Here is a 15,003-nt window from a genome sequence, read left to right on the forward strand (position 1 = left end):
CTTTCGATCTCGCGGCGCTGTTCCAGCGTCAAATAACTGTATCCGTTCAATGTTTTAACCTCCTTCCGCCTGCCTTCGGATAAAAAAATAATGCAGGAAAAACCGTAACGGTTTCTTCTGCATTTAATGATACTCTCAACACGCCCGGAGAGCGGACGGAGGAAGGGTTTGCAATAAGACGGAAAACTTGGTATAATACTTTATTCATACCTGCACACGGACAGGAAGCAATTGCGAGGTGCGCGAGTTTGTACTTAAAAGCGCTGGAGATTCAGGGCTTCAAATCGTTCCCGGAGAAGACGGTGCTCTCCTTCGGGGAGGACATCACAGCCATCGTGGGCCCCAACGGCAGCGGAAAATCGAATATTTCAGACGCCATCCGCTGGGTCATGGGGGAACAGTCCACCCGCGCCCTGCGGGGGGGCAAGATGGAGGACGTGATTTTCGGCGGCACGGCCCGCCGCAAGCAGCTGGGCTTCGCGGAGGTCTCTCTGGTGCTGGACAATGCCGATCGCATGTTCCAGGTGGAGGAGAGCGAGGTCATGGTCACCCGGCGGTATTACCGCTCGGGGGAGAGCGAATACTATATCAACCGCCGCTCGGTCCGTCTCAAGGACGTAAACGAGCTGTTTATGGACACCGGCCTGGGGCGGGAGGGCTATTCCATCATCGGCCAGGGCAAGATCGACGAGATTTTGTCGGTCAAGAGCGCCGATCGCCGTGAGGTCTTTGAGGAGGCGGCCGGTATCTCCCGTTTTCGTCACCGCAAGGAAGAGGCCGAGCGCAAATTGGAGCGCACGCAGGAAAACCTGGTGCGCATCACCGACAAGATCGACGAGCTGGAGCTTCAGGTGGAGCCGCTGCGGGCGCAGAGTGAGAAAGCCAAAAAATTTCTGATCCTCCGGGACGAGCTGCGCGGGCTTGAGATCTCGCTCTGGCTTGAGCAGCTGGAGCGTCTGCGCGCCAACGCCATCAAGATCCTCTCCGACTATGAGAATGCGGTGCGTCAGAAGCAGGCGGCTCAGACGGCGGTGGAGCGGCTCTATGCCGCAGCCGAGGACTACGCATCGCAGATGCGGGAGAAGGACGTGCAGGCCGAGGGCGTCCGCTTCATGATGATGCAGCGGCAGGCCGATGCAAACGGATTGGAAAATGCCATAGCGGTGCTGAAGACCAATATTCAAAACAACCTGGAGAATACCGACCGCATCCGGCGGGAGCTGGAGGCGCAGCAGGGGCGGGCGGGCTCCATCGGCGGTCAGATCGACGAGCGCCGCCGGCGCCTGGAGGAGCTGTGTGCCGAAATGGAGCAGCTCCGGGAAGCCCTCGCACAGCGGCAGCAGTCCGCTGCGGAAACAGCGCGCTCCGCCGGGAGCCTGGCAGCCGAGATGGAGGAGCTGCGCCGGAAGGAGGCGGTGGAGACCGCCTCCGCTGCGGAGGCCCGCGCCCTGTTGTCCGCGCTGGCGGCCGCCGCCCAGGAGCTTTACGACCGGGATGAGGCGGTACGCCAGGAACTCTCTGCGGGCGAGCAGCGCCTGCAGGAAGCACGGACGGCCCGCAAAGCCGCTGCGGCGGAGCTGGAACAGGCCAGGGAGGACCGGGACGCGCTGAAAAATGTCATCAGCGGCTACGCGCTGCGGCTGGATTCCCGGCAGAAGAAGGCCAAGCAGGCGGAGGAGCGCCATGTGCAGCTTCAGATGGAAGAGAACGCTCTGAAGTCCCGGATCCATATGCTCTCGGAAATGGAAAAGCTCTATGAGGGGTATTCCAAGGCGGTCAAAACGGTCATGGGAGAGGCCGGGCGGCAGCTCAAGGGCATCCATGGTCCGGTGGCCGGACTCATCCATGTGCCCGATCGGTATACCGTGGCCGTGGAGATCGCCCTGGGGGGCGCCATGCAGCACGTGGTGGTGGAACGCGAGGAGGACGGCAAGGCCGCCATTGCCTATTTGAAACGCCGGGACGCGGGCCGCTGCACCTTCCTGCCGCTGAGTTCCATCCGGCCCTCGGAGTTCCGGGACCGGGGCGTGGCGGAGGAGCCGGGCTTTGTGGGGATGGGGGACGCGCTGATCCGGTTCGACCCCCGGTATGAGAAGATCTTTTCCAGCCTGTTGGGCCGCACGGTCATCGCGGAAGATCTGGACAAGGCCATCGCGATGGCCCGAAAGTACGGCCATCGTTTCAAAATCGTCACGCTGGACGGCCAGGTCCTCAATCCCGGCGGTTCCATGACCGGCGGCTCGGTGAGCCGCAGCGCCGGGATCCTGAGCCGTTCCAACGAGCTGGAGCGGCTGAACCGGCAGATCGGCGGGGTGCGGGAGCAGCTGGCGCAGGCCGGGCGCGCCCTGGAAGAGGCGCGCCGGGAGGCGGCTGCGGCCGCCTATGAGCTGGAGGCCGCCCAGGCTCAGCAGCGCGCCCATGAGGACGACGTGCTCAAGCTGGAGGAGCGCAACAGCCACCTGGACGGCCAGCTGGCCGACCTCACCCGCCAGCGGGACGAGCTGCGCGCGGAGCTGGAGCAGATCCAGGCCCGCTCCGCCCAGACCGAGACCGACACCGGGAACGCCCGGGCCCGCATCGAGGCGCTGGAGGGCGCCGCCGCCGCCCTGAGGACGGAAGCGGAGGGGAAGGCCCGGGGGCAGAGCCGGCTGCAGGAGCGCGTGAGCGCCATGACCGAGGAGATCGCCAAGGTCAATATGCGCCTGGCCGCCCTGGATGCGGAGCGGCTGGCTTCCCAGCAGAGCCTGAACGAGCTGGAGCAGCTGCGGCAGGACCTGTCCGGCGACCGGGCCGAGCGGGAGCGGATGATGGCCGACTTCCAGAGCCGGAACGCCGCGCTGGAGCAGGAGATCCTGGAGAAGGAGCAGCAGCTGCAAGCCATCCGTCGGGAAAACGGGGAGCAGCAGGAACAGATCGGGCGCATCAACGAGGAGAAGCTGGACCTGGAGGCCCGCCGCAACCAGGCGGATAAGCAGGCCCGGGAGAAGAACAGCGAGCTTTTGTCCATGGAGCGGGAGGTCTCCGTGCTGGAGCAGAAGAAGGTCACCGCCGCGCTGGAGGAAAAGCAGCTGCTGGATAAGCTGTGGGAGACCTATGCGCTCTCCCACGAGGCGGCCCGGGCCCAGCGGGTCGAGCTGGAGAGCGTGCCAAAGGCCCAGCGCAGGGTGGCGGAACTCAAACGGAGTATTTCCGCCCTGGGAAACATCAACCTGGACGCCATCGAGGAATTCCAGCGCATCAACGAGCGGTATACCTATCTGACCGACCAGCGGGACGACGTACAAAAGGCCAAAGGGGAGCTGGAGGGGATCATTGCGGACATCACCGAAGAGATGAAGAGCATCTTTGCCCGTCAGTTCGCGGTGATCAACGAGGCGTTCCAGCAGACGTTCCTGGAACTCTTCGGCGGCGGCAAGGCCACCCTGGAGCTGGAGGATCCGGAGGACATCCTGAACTGCGGCATCGAGATCCGGGTGCAGCCGCCGGGCAAGGCCCTGAAGATCATCACCCTGCTTTCCGGGGGGGAAAAGGCCTTCGTGGCGATTGCGCTGTATTTTGCTATTTTAAAGGTGCGTCCCACTCCCTTCTGCGTCATGGACGAGATCGAGGCCGCCCTGGACGACGCCAATGTTACCCGCTTTGCCCGTTATCTGCGCCAGATGGCGGACAAGACCCAATTCATCGTCATTACCCACCGCCGGGGCACCATGGAGGAGGCCGACGTTTTGTACGGCGTCACCATGCAGGAACAGGGCGTGAGCCGGATTTTGACCATCAACCTGAACGATGTGGAACAAGAACTGAACCTTCCATCCCATTCCCCGTACCCCGGGTGAGGTCCGCAGCGGCGGACCGGCCGGGAGAAAGCGGGCAAATCTTATCGTTGAACCGCGAAAGGAAGCAGACCACATGGGCTTTTTTGAAAAGATCAAGGCGGGCCTGACCCGCACACGGGAAAACCTGGGCCACTCCTTCGACAGCCTCTTTGCCGGGGAGCTGGACGACGACTTCTACGACGAGCTGGAGGAGACCCTTATCCTGGGCGACATGGGGGTGGAGACCACCCTGAAGGCAGTGGAAGCGCTGCGCTGCCGGGTCAAGGCGGAAAAGATCAAGGAGATGGGCGCGGCCCGAGCCTGCCTGCGGCAGATCCTGACGGAGATGCTCCAGGTGGGGGAGGCGTCGCTGAAGCTGGATACCGCGCCCTCTGTCGTATTGTTCATCGGGGTCAACGGCGTGGGGAAGACTACCACCATCGGCAAGCTCTCCGCCCGGCTCAAGGGGAAGGGCAAGCGCGTGCTGATGGCCGCCGCCGACACCTTCCGGGCCGCCGCCGCCGACCAGCTGGAGGTCTGGAGCGTGCGCAGCGGGGTGGACATCGTCCGCCAGCATGAGGGCGCCGATCCCGCCGCCGTGGTCTTCGATGCGCTCACCGCCGCCAAGGCCCGCAAGACCGACGTGGTGCTCATCGACACCGCCGGACGGCTGCACAACAAGCAGAACCTGATGAACGAGCTGAACAAGATCAGCCGGGTGGTGGACCGGGAAGCGCCCGGCTGCGCGCGGGAGACCCTTCTGGTGCTGGACGCGACCACCGGCCAGAACGGGCTGATCCAGGCCAAGCAGTTCAAAGAGGCGGCCGGCGTGACCGGTATCGTTCTCACCAAGCTGGACGGCTCCGCCAAGGGGGGCATCGTCATCGCCATCGCTCAGGAGCTCCAGGTGCCGGTCAAGTACATCGGCGTGGGGGAGGGCATCGACGATCTGATGCCGTTTGAGGCCGAGGCGTTTGCAGAGGCGCTCCTCTAGCGGGAAGCTGCGTACCCCCGCGATCCCGCCCCGCCTGCGCGTGGCGGAGACGGCTGCCTGCCGGTGCGGGCAAGCCGCGGCCTGGGGGTGTCCGGCTTGCGATCAATTGGAATGGAAATCGCCTGCGGCGATCGAAACGGGAGGAAACCATGGCAAGAATCGACGGACGGGCGGCAGATCAGCTGCGGCCCATTGAGATCATCCCCAATATCAACCGGTTCGCGGAGGGCTCCTGCCTGATCCGCTGCGGCAATACCCATGTGCTGTGCACGGCCAGCGTGGAGGAGCGCACGCCCCCCCATGTCCCCGAGGGAGAGGGCTGGGTCACCGCCGAGTACGCCATGCTGCCCCGGGCCAACCGGGAACGGTCCAAGCGGGATATCGCGAAACTGAAGCTCTCTCCCCGCTCAGCCGAGATCCAGCGGCTCATCGGCCGCTCCCTGCGCGCGTGCGTGGATCTGGCCGGGCTGGGGGAGCGCACCATCACCGTGGACTGCGACGTGCTCCAGGGGGACGGCGGCACCCGTACCGCCAGCGTCACCGGGGGCTTTGTGGCCCTCGCCCTGGCCCTGTGGAAGCTGGTGCAGGACGGCGTTCTGCCGGAGATGCCGCTCAAGACCTGCGTGGCGGCGGTATCCGCCGGCATCGTGGGGGATGAGCTTTTGCTGGATCTGTGCTATGAGGAGGACTCTGGCGCCCAGGTGGACCTGAACTGCGTCATGACCGGCGAAGGGGCGCTGGTGGAGCTTCAGGGGACCAGTGAGGGCCGGAGCTTCACCATTGCCGAACAGCAGGCTCTGGTGGCGCTGTGCCAAAAGGGCATCCGGGAGATCCAGCGCATCCAGAAACAAGTTTTAGGAGGCGGACGCGATGAAAATGGTATTAGCCAGCAAGAACGCCCATAAGCTGACGGAGATGAAAGACATCCTCTCCCGGCTGGGGGTGGATGTCGTGCTGGAGTCCGAGGCGGGCGTGGATGTAGACGTGGAGGAGACGGGAGCCACCTTCGAGGAAAATGCCCGCCTCAAGGCGCATGCGGTGATGCAGGCCAGCGGCCTGCCCGCGATCGCGGACGATTCCGGGCTCTGCGTGGACGCCCTGAACGGCGCGCCGGGGGTCTATTCCGCACGGTACGGGGGCGAGGGGCTGGACGATACCGGGCGGTATCAGCTCCTGCTGGAGAACATGCGCGGGCAGCTGGACCGGCGGTGCCGGTTCGTCTCCTGTATCTGCTGCTGCTTCCCGGGCGGGGGCGTGGTAGAGGCCCGGGGGGAGTGCTGCGGCGCCCTGGCCTATGCGCCCCGGGGAGAGGGCGGATTCGGCTACGACCCCATCTTCTTTGTGCCCGCGCTGAAAAAAACCTTTTCCGAGCTGACGGCCCAGGAGAAGAACGCCATCTCCCACCGGGGGAAGGCGTTGGATTTATTTGAAAAAAAGCTGAAGGAATATCTGAAAAAGGCGGAAGGGTGAAGGCGGCATGAAGAACAGCAAGGTCTGCCCGAAATGCGGCGCTTCCGATCCGGAGCGGACCAAGAGCTTTCTGATGAAAAGCTGGGGAGCGGTAGAAGTGGAGCAATGGTGCTGTCTCTCCTGCGGATACAGCGAGCTGTGGATGCCGGAGGACGAAATCGAATCTTTAACGGAAAAGCGCCGGAAGCGTCTCGGCGGGAAGGAATGAAATATGGATCTAACCAGTAAACAGCGCGCCCAGCTGCGGGGGCTGGCCAACGGCATCGACACCATCGTTCACATCGGCAAGGACGGGATCGGAGAGAACCTGACCCGGCAGGCCAACGACGCGCTGGAGGCCAGGGAGCTGATCAAGTGCAGGGTGCTGGAGAACAGCATGCTCACCAGCCGGGAAGCGGCGGAAGAGCTCGCCCGGGCCACCCGCAGCGAGGTGGTACAGGTCATCGGAACAAAATTCGTTTTGTACCGTCCAAGCCATAATAAGGAGAAGAAGGACAAGATCGTCCTGGTATCGGACCGAAAGCGCAAGTGAGCGAGACCGGATAGGGGGCAGCGTCTATGAAACTGGGAATTTACGGCGGCACCTTCAATCCGCCCCATACGGGACATCTGACCGCGGCGCGGTCCGCCCTGGAGGCGTTGGAACTGGACCGGCTCGTGCTCCTGCCGGCGGCCCAGCCGCCCCACAAGGTCCTGCCGCCCGGCGCGCCCTCCGCGGAGCAGCGCCTGGATATGACGGCCATCGCCGCCGACGCTCTGCTTCTGCCCGGCCGGGTGGAGGCCAGCGCTCTGGAGCTGAAACGTCCCGGCGTCAGCTATACCGCCGATACGCTGCGGCAGCTCCGGGAACAGGAACCGGACGCGCAGCTGTGGCTGCTGATGGGCGCGGATATGTTCCTCAGCTTTCAGAACTGGAGGGAGCCGGATGTGATCGCCCGCCTGGCGGGCATCTGCGCCTTTGCCCGCACCCCGGACGCGCCGGAGCAGGCGCTGTGCGCCCAGGCCCGCCGTCTGGAGCGCGAGCTGGGCGCGCGGGTGCGGCTGGTCCACTCGCCCGATATCGTAGACATCTCGTCCACCCGGCTGCGGGCGCTGCTGGCGGCGGGGGAGGGACGGGAATTCCTGGCCCCGGCGGTGTACGGCTATATCATCCGCAAGGGCCTCTACGGCGTACACTATGACCGGAAGCGTCTGCCCGACCGGGAACTGCGGGCCTGTTCCTACTCCATGATCCGCGCCAAGCGCATCGCCCATGTGCAGGGCACGGAGGCGGAGGCAGCCCGGCTCGCCCGCCGGTGGGGCGCGGACGAGGAAAAAGCCCGGCGTGCGGCCATCCTGCACGACTGCACCAAATATCTGGACATGGAAGAGCAGTTGCAATTATGCGCGAAATATGGTATCGTACTGGACGAATTGGAGCAAACGGCGGTCAAGCTGCTCCACGCCAAGACGGGCGCGTGTGTGGCCCGGGACGTGTACGGAGCGGACGACGACATATTTGAGGCGATTTACTGGCACACTACCGGCAAGGCGGACATGAGCCGGCTGGAAAAGATCCTGTATATTGCCGACTACATGGAGCCGAATCGGGATTTCCCCGGCGTGGAGCGGCTCAGGACCCTGGCTTACCAGGATCTGGACGCAGCGGTGCTGGCCGGGTGTGAGATGAGCATCCGGGAAATGGCGGACCGGGGCCTGCCCGTGCATGCAAACACGGTGCGGGCGCGGGATTGGCTTGCGCGCGAGAGAAACGGAAAGGATCAATAGAATGAACCCGGAACAGAAAAAGAACCACCAGGGCGGTTCCCGCCTGCAAAAGACAGAGAAAAAGCCGCGGGAAAAACGTCCCGGCCGACCGCGTACCCGCAGGCAGAAGGTCCTGCGGGGGCTGTACATCGCCCTGACCGTGATCGCCGCCGTCATCGTGGCGGGCTTTATCGCCTGGAACCTGATTACCGCTCCGCCCGACGTGGACGACCCCAGCGCCAGCCGCAAGCCGCAGAGCACCACCATGGTGGACGACGACGGCAACGAGATCGAAGTGGAGATCCCCGGCCTTTCCGCCGACCGGAAGAAACAGTTCTATACCTTCCTGGTGGTGGGGCAGGACACCTTCGGCGGCGGCAATACCGATACCATGATGCTGGCGGCGTACGACGTGCCCAACCAGCGTCTCAGCGTCATGAGCCTGCCCCGGGACACCTACGTGGAGTATTATGGACGCAAGGTGCTGCTCAATTCGGTCTATAACCGCGCCGGCGGAGGGGACGACGGCATCGCGGCGCTGAAGGAAGAGGTGGGAGAGTTGACCGGGGTGGTCCCGGACTTTCATGTCATTATCCAGTGGGAGGCCGTCGGCAAGCTGGTGGACGCCATCGACGGGGTGTGGTTCGACGTGCCCCGGCGGATGTACTATAACGATCTGTCCCAGGATTTTAAGATCGATCTGAAGGAGGGCTATCAGCTCCTGGACGGCAGCGACGCCATGGGGCTGCTGCGCTGGCGGCACAACAGCGACGACAGCGGCCATATTCTCAACAGCGGCTATGCCACGGGCGACCTGGGCCGCATCGAGACCCAGCAGTCCTTTATGAAGGCTGTGGTAGCCAAGTGCCTCCAGCCGGATGTGCTGCTGCCCAATCTGATGGAGTATATCAGCATCTTCCAGGAGAACGTGGTGACCAACCTGAACGTGTCCAACATGGCCTACTTCGGAAAATCCGCGATCGGCGGGCTGGACATGGACAACGTGGAGTTTTTGACCATGCCCAACAAGTCCGCCGGGGACGGGGCGCATCTGCTGCCCATCGCCAGTGAGATCCTGGAGGTGGTCAACGAAAGGTTCAACCCCTATCTGGAGGACCTGCGCCTGAACGAGCTGGATGTGGTGAGCAGTATTTCCTCCGGCAGCTCCGGCGGCAAAGGCGGCCAGACGGCGGCCACGCCCACCCCGGCCCGCCCCGTGGAGGAGACGCCCGACGTGGGTACGGAGCCTTCCCCCAGTCCGGCGCCCAGTGGGGAGAGCACGCCGCCCGCCGCGGCGGAGACGCCTGCGCCCTCCGGAAGCGCCGCCCCCATTCAGACTCCCGTCCAAAGCGCTGCTCCGGCGGCCACTCCGTCGCCCGTGCAGACCGCACAACCCACCCCGCCTCCGGCTGAGACCCCTGTGACGACCCCGGACGGCGCTTCCGGACCGGGTATGGAACCCATTGAGTAAAGGAGAACTGCCAATGACACCAAAAGAGATTGCGCTGGAGTGCGTTCGTGCCCTGGACGCCAAAAAGGGCCGGGACATCAAGCTGCTGGAGACGGGGGAACTGACCACGCTTGCAGATTATTTTGTCATCTGTTCCGCCACCTCCACCACCCAGATCAAGGCCCTGGCGGACGCCTGTGAGAAGGCGCTCAAGGACGCGGGAGAGCCTCCCCACCACATTGAGGGCCACCGGGGCGGCACCTGGGTGCTGCTGGATTTCTCCAGCGTGGTGGTGCACATCTTCAACGAGGAGGCCCGGAAGTTCTACGACCTGGAGCGCCTGTGGAGCGACGCCGTGCCCATGGATCTGTCCGGCGTGCTGACCGAGAATTAAATCAGATGGGGCCCGGCGGAGTTCCGCCGGGCCCCATGTCTGTTCGGAACGTTTTTTTGTCCCAGGGGAACCAAACCGCCCGCCCGTGCATCTATAGAGTGTCCGGACAAGGAAAGACGAGGTGAGCACATGGAACAGACCAGGGAAGGCGTGGACCGGGCATCGGCGCGGGAGGAATTTGCCGCGGCGGTGACCGAGCACAGCCGCGGCATGTTCCGGGCGGCCCGGAGCATTCTGGACAGCGACGCCGACGCGGAGGACGCGGTGGGCGAGGCCGTCCTGCGGGCCTGGCAGGTCTGGGACCGCCTGCGGGCCCGGGGAGCGGTCCGCGCCTGGCTGCTGAAGATCGCGGTCAACTGCGCCTATGAACAGCGGCGGAGGGGCGGCCGGGTGATCTATACCGACGAGCTGGAGCCGCTGGCCGGCGGCGCGGAGGACGCGTACCCCGGCGGCCTGTGGGAGGCGGTGCTCTCCCTGCCGGAAGAGCAGCGGGCTGCTGTGACCCTCTACTACTACGAGGATTTGCCCGTGGCGGAGGTCGCCCGGGTGCTGGGGGTGGCCCAGGGAACGGTGAAGTCCCGGCTGGGCCGGGCCCGCCAGCGGCTGAAGGAGCGATTGCGGGAGGAGGACGAAGCATGAACCGATTGGATGAGCGGTTGAAAGAGCGGGCCCGGCGGGAGGACTGCCCGGTTCCGCAGGGCTTTGACGGGCGTATGGACGCCATTTTGGAGGGGCTGCCGGAGGGACGGAGGAGGCCCAGCCCCCGCCGGCTCCGCCGGTGGGCGGCGGCTGGGGTCCTGGCGGCGGCCCTGTGCGTGGGCGGCGTGGCGGCGGCCTCCGGCGTGCTGGAGCTGATCGCCCGACCCGGCGGCTTCGGCGGCGCGGCGGAGGGGTTCCAGCCTTATTCCGCCGAGGTGGGGGCATCGGTCACCGACCAGGGCTACACCCTCACCCTGGAGGGCATCGGCGTGGACGAGGCGTTTATCACCCTCTATGCCACCATCACCGGCGAGGAGCCGATCCCCAATTGGGGCGGCGAGGAGGAGACGGGACCCGCGGTCTGGCCTCTGAACCTTCGGGCGGAGGGCCGTGAGCTGGAGGCCTGGGGAGCACAGACGGAATGGGAACGGCTGGACAGCCATGCCATTAAGCTGACCCAGCGTTGCCCGGTGATGACCGTCCTGCCCGCCGTTGTGGAACTGGAGGTATATACCGACCAGTTGGTTCCCCGAGTACGGGGGAACTGGAGCCTTGATCTGTTGGTGGATAAAACCGCCCCCGATGGGGAGAGTCTGGTGGCGGAGCCGAACCAGACCTTTACGGTGGACGGACAGCGCATCACCGTGGAGAAGGTGGCGGTGGCTCCCTCCGGGGGAGGGCTGGTGCTGAGTACCAAGAGTGACCGCCCCTTTACCCATTTCATCCTGCGGGACGACCAGGGAACGGTGCTGCCCCACAGTTATTACGGCCTTGTGTCCGGCGGCCTTCGCGCCCTCTCCAATTTCTATGAATTTCAGGGCGGCCGCACCAACATGGCCTCCCTCACCCTGGTGCCCTGGGCGGCGGACGGCGGCACGCACCGGGTGTCCGGCAGCCTGGACGCCCTCCCGCTGACCGACGAGGGGGCGGACAACGGTTATACTCTCCTGTCACTGGATGTGGGAGAGGAGCAGGCAACGGCGGTGTTCCGTGAAGAGGGAATTCTGGGGCTGAGCGACGAGTACACCCCGGACTTCGGCCTGCTGGATGCTGACGGGGCGGAGCTGGCCCTGGGCGGCGCCAAGGAATGGGAACGCGATAAGGAAACCGGGAACTGGATTGTGACTTGGAGCTACCCGGAAATGCAGGCGGAGCAGGTCGCGGGCGTGTGCTTCTGGCAGCCTAACTGTATGCTGCTGGAGGACGAAGCGGTAACCATCCCGCTGAACTGAACACGGGGACACAGGCCAGCGGCGGGCGGGGGAATTCCCCCACCCGCCGCTTTTTGCAGCCTATTTCGATGGAAACGTGTGTATTCTTATATTGAGTAAAGAGAAACGGCCGTGCTGCCGTGGAACGGAAAGAGGCGGCCTCTGAACCGTTCAGGAGCAGATGCGCTCCAGCAGGGCCGTCAGCTCCGCCGCCTGCTCCAGGGCGTCGGAATAGCGCCGCCTGTCCTGGTAGACGCGCCCCTGGCTGTTCACGCCGAAGGAGCGCCCCGTCTCTGCCCGGTCGGGATAGACCGTGACGGCATAGGCGGCGGGGGCGATGGGGACGCAGCCGCCGCTGCGGCCGACCATCACCTGCCGGAGGGACTCGCCCTCCGCTGCGTCCACCCGCTCTCCCGGGGTGGTTGGGCGTAGAAATCAGAAGGCGGCCCCCGGCCCGATGGCCAGCACGGCGGCCGCCGGCACGGCCGGGACGATACCGACAATCTGCATACGCCGGCTTCCCCTCTGCGCCCACGTTCCCTTCCTTGTTATCCCCGCCCTATCCGCACCGCGGGGAAAAGTCAAGCCGCGGGGAAAAGTCAAGCATAACCCTTGCAAATCAGGGCTTTTTCGATTATAATAGCACAGACTGTACGCCCCGGAGGGGCCGATGATAGATCGAAAGAAAGCGTGAGAGAGTTGAAGTACGATTTCGCCCGCATCGAACCCAAATGGCAGAAGAAGTGGCTGGAGGAGAAGACCTACCACTGTGAAAACCACAGTAATAAACCGAAGTTTTACGGCCTGGTGGAGTTTCCCTACCCCTCCGGACAGGGCCTGCACGTGGGCCATGCCAGGCCTTATACCGCCATGGACGTGGTGGCCCGCAAGAAGCGCATGGACGGCTACAACGTCCTGTTCCCCATGGGCTACGACGCCTTCGGCCTGCCCACGGAAAACTACGCCATCAAAAATCACATCCACCCGGCCAAGGTGACCCACGACAACATCGCCAACTTTACCAAGCAACTGCAGATGCTGGGCTATTCCTTCGACTGGGACCGGGTGATCAACACCACCGATCCGGAGTATTACAAGTGGACCCAGTGGATCTTCCTTCAGCTCTACAAGCACGGTCTGGCCTACAAGACCACCATGCCGGTGAACTGGTGCACCTCCTGCAAATGCGTGCTGGCCAACGAGGAAGTGGTGGAAGGTGTGTGCGAGCGCTGCGGTGCCCCCGTCATCCGCAAGGAGAAGAGCCAGTGGATGCTCAAGATCACCGAGTACGCCCAGCGCCTCATCGACGATCTGGACGGGGTGGATTTCATTGAGCGGGTGAAGATCCAGCAGAAGAACTGGATCGGCCGGAGCACCGGCGCGGAGGTGACCTTCCAGGCCACCACCGGGGATGAGATCGTTGTCTTCACCACCCGGCCGGACACCCTGTTCGGCGCCACCTATATGGTCATCTCTCCGGAGCATCCGTACGTGAAGCAGTGGGCGGACAAGCTGGAGAACCTGGACGAGGTCAGCGCCTATGTGGCTGCCGCCGCGCGCAAGTCCGACTTTGAGCGCACCGAGCTGGCCGCCGACAAGGAGAAGACCGGCGTACAGCTCCGGGGCGTGCGGGCGGTCAACCCGGTCAACGGCCGGGAGATCCCCATCTTCCTCTCGGACTATGTTCTGGCCTCCTACGGGACCGGCGCCATCATGGCCGTGCCCGCCCACGATACCCGTGACTGGGCCTTTGCCAAGAAGTTCGGCTGTGAGATCATCGAGGTGGTCTCCGGCGGCGAGGACGTGCAGAAGCAGGCATTTACCGCCAAGGACGACACCGGTATTCTGGTCAACTCCGGCTTCCTGGACGGCCTGACGGTACGCGAGGCGATCCCTGTCATCACCCGCTGGCTGGAGGAAAAGGGCATCGGCCACGAGCAGGTGAACTATAAGCTGCGCGACTGGGTCTTTTCCCGTCAGCGCTACTGGGGCGAACCCATCCCCATGGTCTGGTGCGAAACGTGCGGCTGGCAGCCCCTGCCCGAGAGCGAGCTGCCGCTGCTGCTGCCCGAGGTGGATTCCTACGAGCCCACCGACACCGGCGAGTCCCCGCTGTCCAAGATGACCGACTGGGTCAGTACCACCTGCCCCCACTGCGGCGCCCCGGCGAAGCGGGAGACCGATACCATGCCGCAATGGGCGGGCTCCTCCTGGTACTTTTTGCGGTATATGGACCCGCACAACCAAGAGGCCCTGGCCTCCCGGGAGGCGCTGGACTACTGGTCTCCGGTGGACTGGTACAACGGCGGCATGGAGCATACCACCCTGCATCTGCTCTACTCCCGCTTTTGGCACAAATTCCTTTACGACCTCGGCGTGGTCCCCACCAAGGAGCCCTATCAAAAGCGTACCAGCCACGGCATGATTCTGGGCGAGGGCGGCGAGAAGATGTCCAAGAGCCGGGGCAACGTAGTCAACCCCAACGACGTCATTGCCGAGTTCGGCGCGGATACCATGCGTCTTTATATCATGTTCATCGGCGACTTTGAGAAGGCCGCCGCCTGGTCGGCCAATGCCGTCAAGGGCTGCAAGCGCTTTTTGGATCGGGTGTGGAATCTGTCCGAGCAGCTTACGGAGCAGGCGGGATATTCCAAGGCCAACGAGAGCGGCCTCCACAAGACCATCAAGAAGGTGGCCGATGATATCGAGGCCATGAAGTTCAACACCGCCATTGCCGCTCTCATGGCCCTGGTCAACGACTTCTATGCCAACGGCTGCTCCAGGGGCGACTTCGGCGCGCTGCTGCTGATGCTCTCCCCCTTCGCCCACCATATGGTGGAAGAGCTGTGGGAGAGCCTGGGCTTCGCCGCCGCCCGCGGCGGCATGGCCTGCCAGCAGAACTGGCCCGTCTACGACGAGAGCAAGACCGTATCCAGCGTCCTCACCATTGCCGTCCAGGTGGGCGGCAAACTCCGGGGCACCGTGGAAGTCCCCGTGGGCAGCGACCAGGATGCCATCGTCGCCGCGGCCAAAGCTGAGCCCAAGGTGGCCAAATTCCTCAACGGAATGGACGTGGTCAAGATCATCCACGTCCCCGGCAAACTGGTCAACTTTATCGTCAAACCCCAGGCGTAAACCGCTGTTTTTCTCCCCTGGGGGAAGAACAAACAGGCGCCATTTTCCGATTTGCGATGCAAAATCAAAATTCCAACTTGACAGATGGG

General features: G+C 64.1%; 13 protein-coding genes. 12 read left to right on the forward strand and 1 reads right to left on the reverse strand.

All coding sequences use genetic code 11. The annotated features are described in order from the left end of the window. The first annotated feature begins 248 nt into the window (after window positions 1–248). From smc to MR825_RS01865, 11 genes are all read left to right on the forward strand, one after another. Window positions 249–3,836, forward strand: coding sequence for a chromosome segregation protein SMC (smc, locus tag MR825_RS01815; protein WP_287878422.1), 3,588 nt, complete (start codon window positions 249–251; stop codon window positions 3,834–3,836). Window positions 3,837–3,909: 73 nt separating this feature from the next. Continuing rightward, complete coding sequence (ftsY, locus tag MR825_RS01820) at window positions 3,910–4,809, forward strand: signal recognition particle-docking protein FtsY (RefSeq protein ID WP_287878425.1); 900 nt, start codon at window positions 3,910–3,912, stop codon at window positions 4,807–4,809. A gap of 149 nt (window positions 4,810–4,958) precedes the next feature. Then, window positions 4,959–5,714, forward strand: coding sequence for a ribonuclease PH (rph, locus tag MR825_RS01825; RefSeq protein ID WP_287878427.1), 756 nt, complete (start codon window positions 4,959–4,961; stop codon window positions 5,712–5,714). Further along, on the forward strand, window positions 5,680–6,279 hold the full coding sequence (gene rdgB, locus MR825_RS01830; RefSeq protein WP_287878428.1) for an RdgB/HAM1 family non-canonical purine NTP pyrophosphatase: 600 nt from the start codon (window positions 5,680–5,682) through the stop codon (window positions 6,277–6,279). The genes rph and rdgB overlap by 35 nt, the downstream gene beginning before the upstream one ends. 7 nt (window positions 6,280–6,286) lie before the next feature. Then, window positions 6,287–6,487, forward strand: a complete 201-nt coding sequence (locus tag MR825_RS01835; protein ID WP_186907092.1) for a hypothetical protein — start codon at window positions 6,287–6,289, stop codon at window positions 6,485–6,487. A gap of 3 nt (window positions 6,488–6,490) precedes the next feature. Then, window positions 6,491–6,811, forward strand: coding sequence for a ribosome assembly RNA-binding protein YhbY (gene yhbY, locus MR825_RS01840; RefSeq protein ID WP_186907093.1), 321 nt, complete (start codon window positions 6,491–6,493; stop codon window positions 6,809–6,811). A 26-nt stretch (window positions 6,812–6,837) separates the two neighbouring features. Beyond that, window positions 6,838–8,046, forward strand: a complete 1,209-nt coding sequence (gene yqeK, locus MR825_RS01845) for a bis(5'-nucleosyl)-tetraphosphatase (symmetrical) YqeK (protein WP_186907094.1) — start codon at window positions 6,838–6,840, stop codon at window positions 8,044–8,046. A 1-nt stretch (window position 8,047) separates the two neighbouring features. Beyond that, on the forward strand, window positions 8,048–9,496 hold the full coding sequence (locus tag MR825_RS01850; protein ID WP_256175037.1) for an LCP family protein: 1,449 nt from the start codon (window positions 8,048–8,050) through the stop codon (window positions 9,494–9,496). Between the two features lie 13 nt (window positions 9,497–9,509). After that, window positions 9,510–9,869 carry a ribosome silencing factor gene (rsfS, locus tag MR825_RS01855; protein WP_287878431.1) on the forward strand — a complete coding sequence of 120 codons (360 nt, stop codon included), beginning with the start codon at window positions 9,510–9,512 and terminating at the stop codon, window positions 9,867–9,869. A 129-nt stretch (window positions 9,870–9,998) separates the two neighbouring features. Next, window positions 9,999–10,508, forward strand: coding sequence for an RNA polymerase sigma factor (locus tag MR825_RS01860; RefSeq protein WP_256175038.1), 510 nt, complete (start codon window positions 9,999–10,001; stop codon window positions 10,506–10,508). Then, on the forward strand, window positions 10,505–11,800 hold the full coding sequence (locus MR825_RS01865; RefSeq protein WP_256175039.1) for a DUF4179 domain-containing protein: 1,296 nt from the start codon (window positions 10,505–10,507) through the stop codon (window positions 11,798–11,800). Before MR825_RS01860 ends, MR825_RS01865 begins: the two co-directional genes overlap by 4 nt. A 150-nt stretch (window positions 11,801–11,950) precedes the next feature. On the opposite strand, the gene MR825_RS01870 is transcribed toward MR825_RS01865, so the two are convergent. Next, the gene (locus MR825_RS01870) at window positions 11,951–12,184 is read right to left on the reverse strand and encodes a hypothetical protein (protein WP_256175040.1); all 234 of its coding nucleotides are present in this window, start codon (window positions 12,182–12,184) and stop codon (window positions 11,951–11,953) included. Between the two features lie 294 nt (window positions 12,185–12,478). Here MR825_RS01870 and leuS point away from each other — a divergent pair, with 294 nt between their 5' ends. Next, window positions 12,479–14,914: a leucine--tRNA ligase gene (leuS, locus tag MR825_RS01875; protein WP_287878435.1), complete on the forward strand. Its 2,436-nt coding sequence runs from the start codon at window positions 12,479–12,481 to the stop codon at window positions 14,912–14,914. Window positions 14,915–15,003 lie beyond the last annotated feature (89 nt).

It is taken from the genome of Lawsonibacter sp. (assembly GCF_022777125.1).
Classification (GTDB): domain Bacteria; phylum Bacillota; class Clostridia; order Oscillospirales; family Oscillospiraceae; genus Lawsonibacter_A; species Lawsonibacter_A hominis.

Excerpts from the sequence above, each read along its gene's own strand:
- yhbY (WP_186907093.1), top strand. The coding sequence starts at position 6,491 with ATGGATCTAACCAGTAAACAGCGCGCCCAGCTGCGGGGGCTGGCCAAC.
- MR825_RS01865 (WP_256175039.1), top strand. The coding sequence starts at position 10,505 with ATGAACCGATTGGATGAGCGGTTGAAAGAGCGGGCCCGGCGGGAGGAC.
- MR825_RS01860 (WP_256175038.1), top strand. The coding sequence starts at position 9,999 with ATGGAACAGACCAGGGAAGGCGTGGACCGGGCATCGGCGCGGGAGGAA.
- yqeK (WP_186907094.1), top strand. The coding sequence starts at position 6,838 with ATGAAACTGGGAATTTACGGCGGCACCTTCAATCCGCCCCATACGGGA.
- rph (WP_287878427.1), top strand. The coding sequence starts at position 4,959 with ATGGCAAGAATCGACGGACGGGCGGCAGATCAGCTGCGGCCCATTGAG.
- rdgB (WP_287878428.1), top strand. The coding sequence starts at position 5,680 with ATGAAAATGGTATTAGCCAGCAAGAACGCCCATAAGCTGACGGAGATG.
- ftsY (WP_287878425.1), top strand. The coding sequence starts at position 3,910 with ATGGGCTTTTTTGAAAAGATCAAGGCGGGCCTGACCCGCACACGGGAA.
- MR825_RS01835 (WP_186907092.1), top strand. The coding sequence starts at position 6,287 with ATGAAGAACAGCAAGGTCTGCCCGAAATGCGGCGCTTCCGATCCGGAG.
- rsfS (WP_287878431.1), top strand. The coding sequence starts at position 9,510 with ATGACACCAAAAGAGATTGCGCTGGAGTGCGTTCGTGCCCTGGACGCC.
- MR825_RS01850 (WP_256175037.1), top strand. The coding sequence starts at position 8,048 with ATGAACCCGGAACAGAAAAAGAACCACCAGGGCGGTTCCCGCCTGCAA.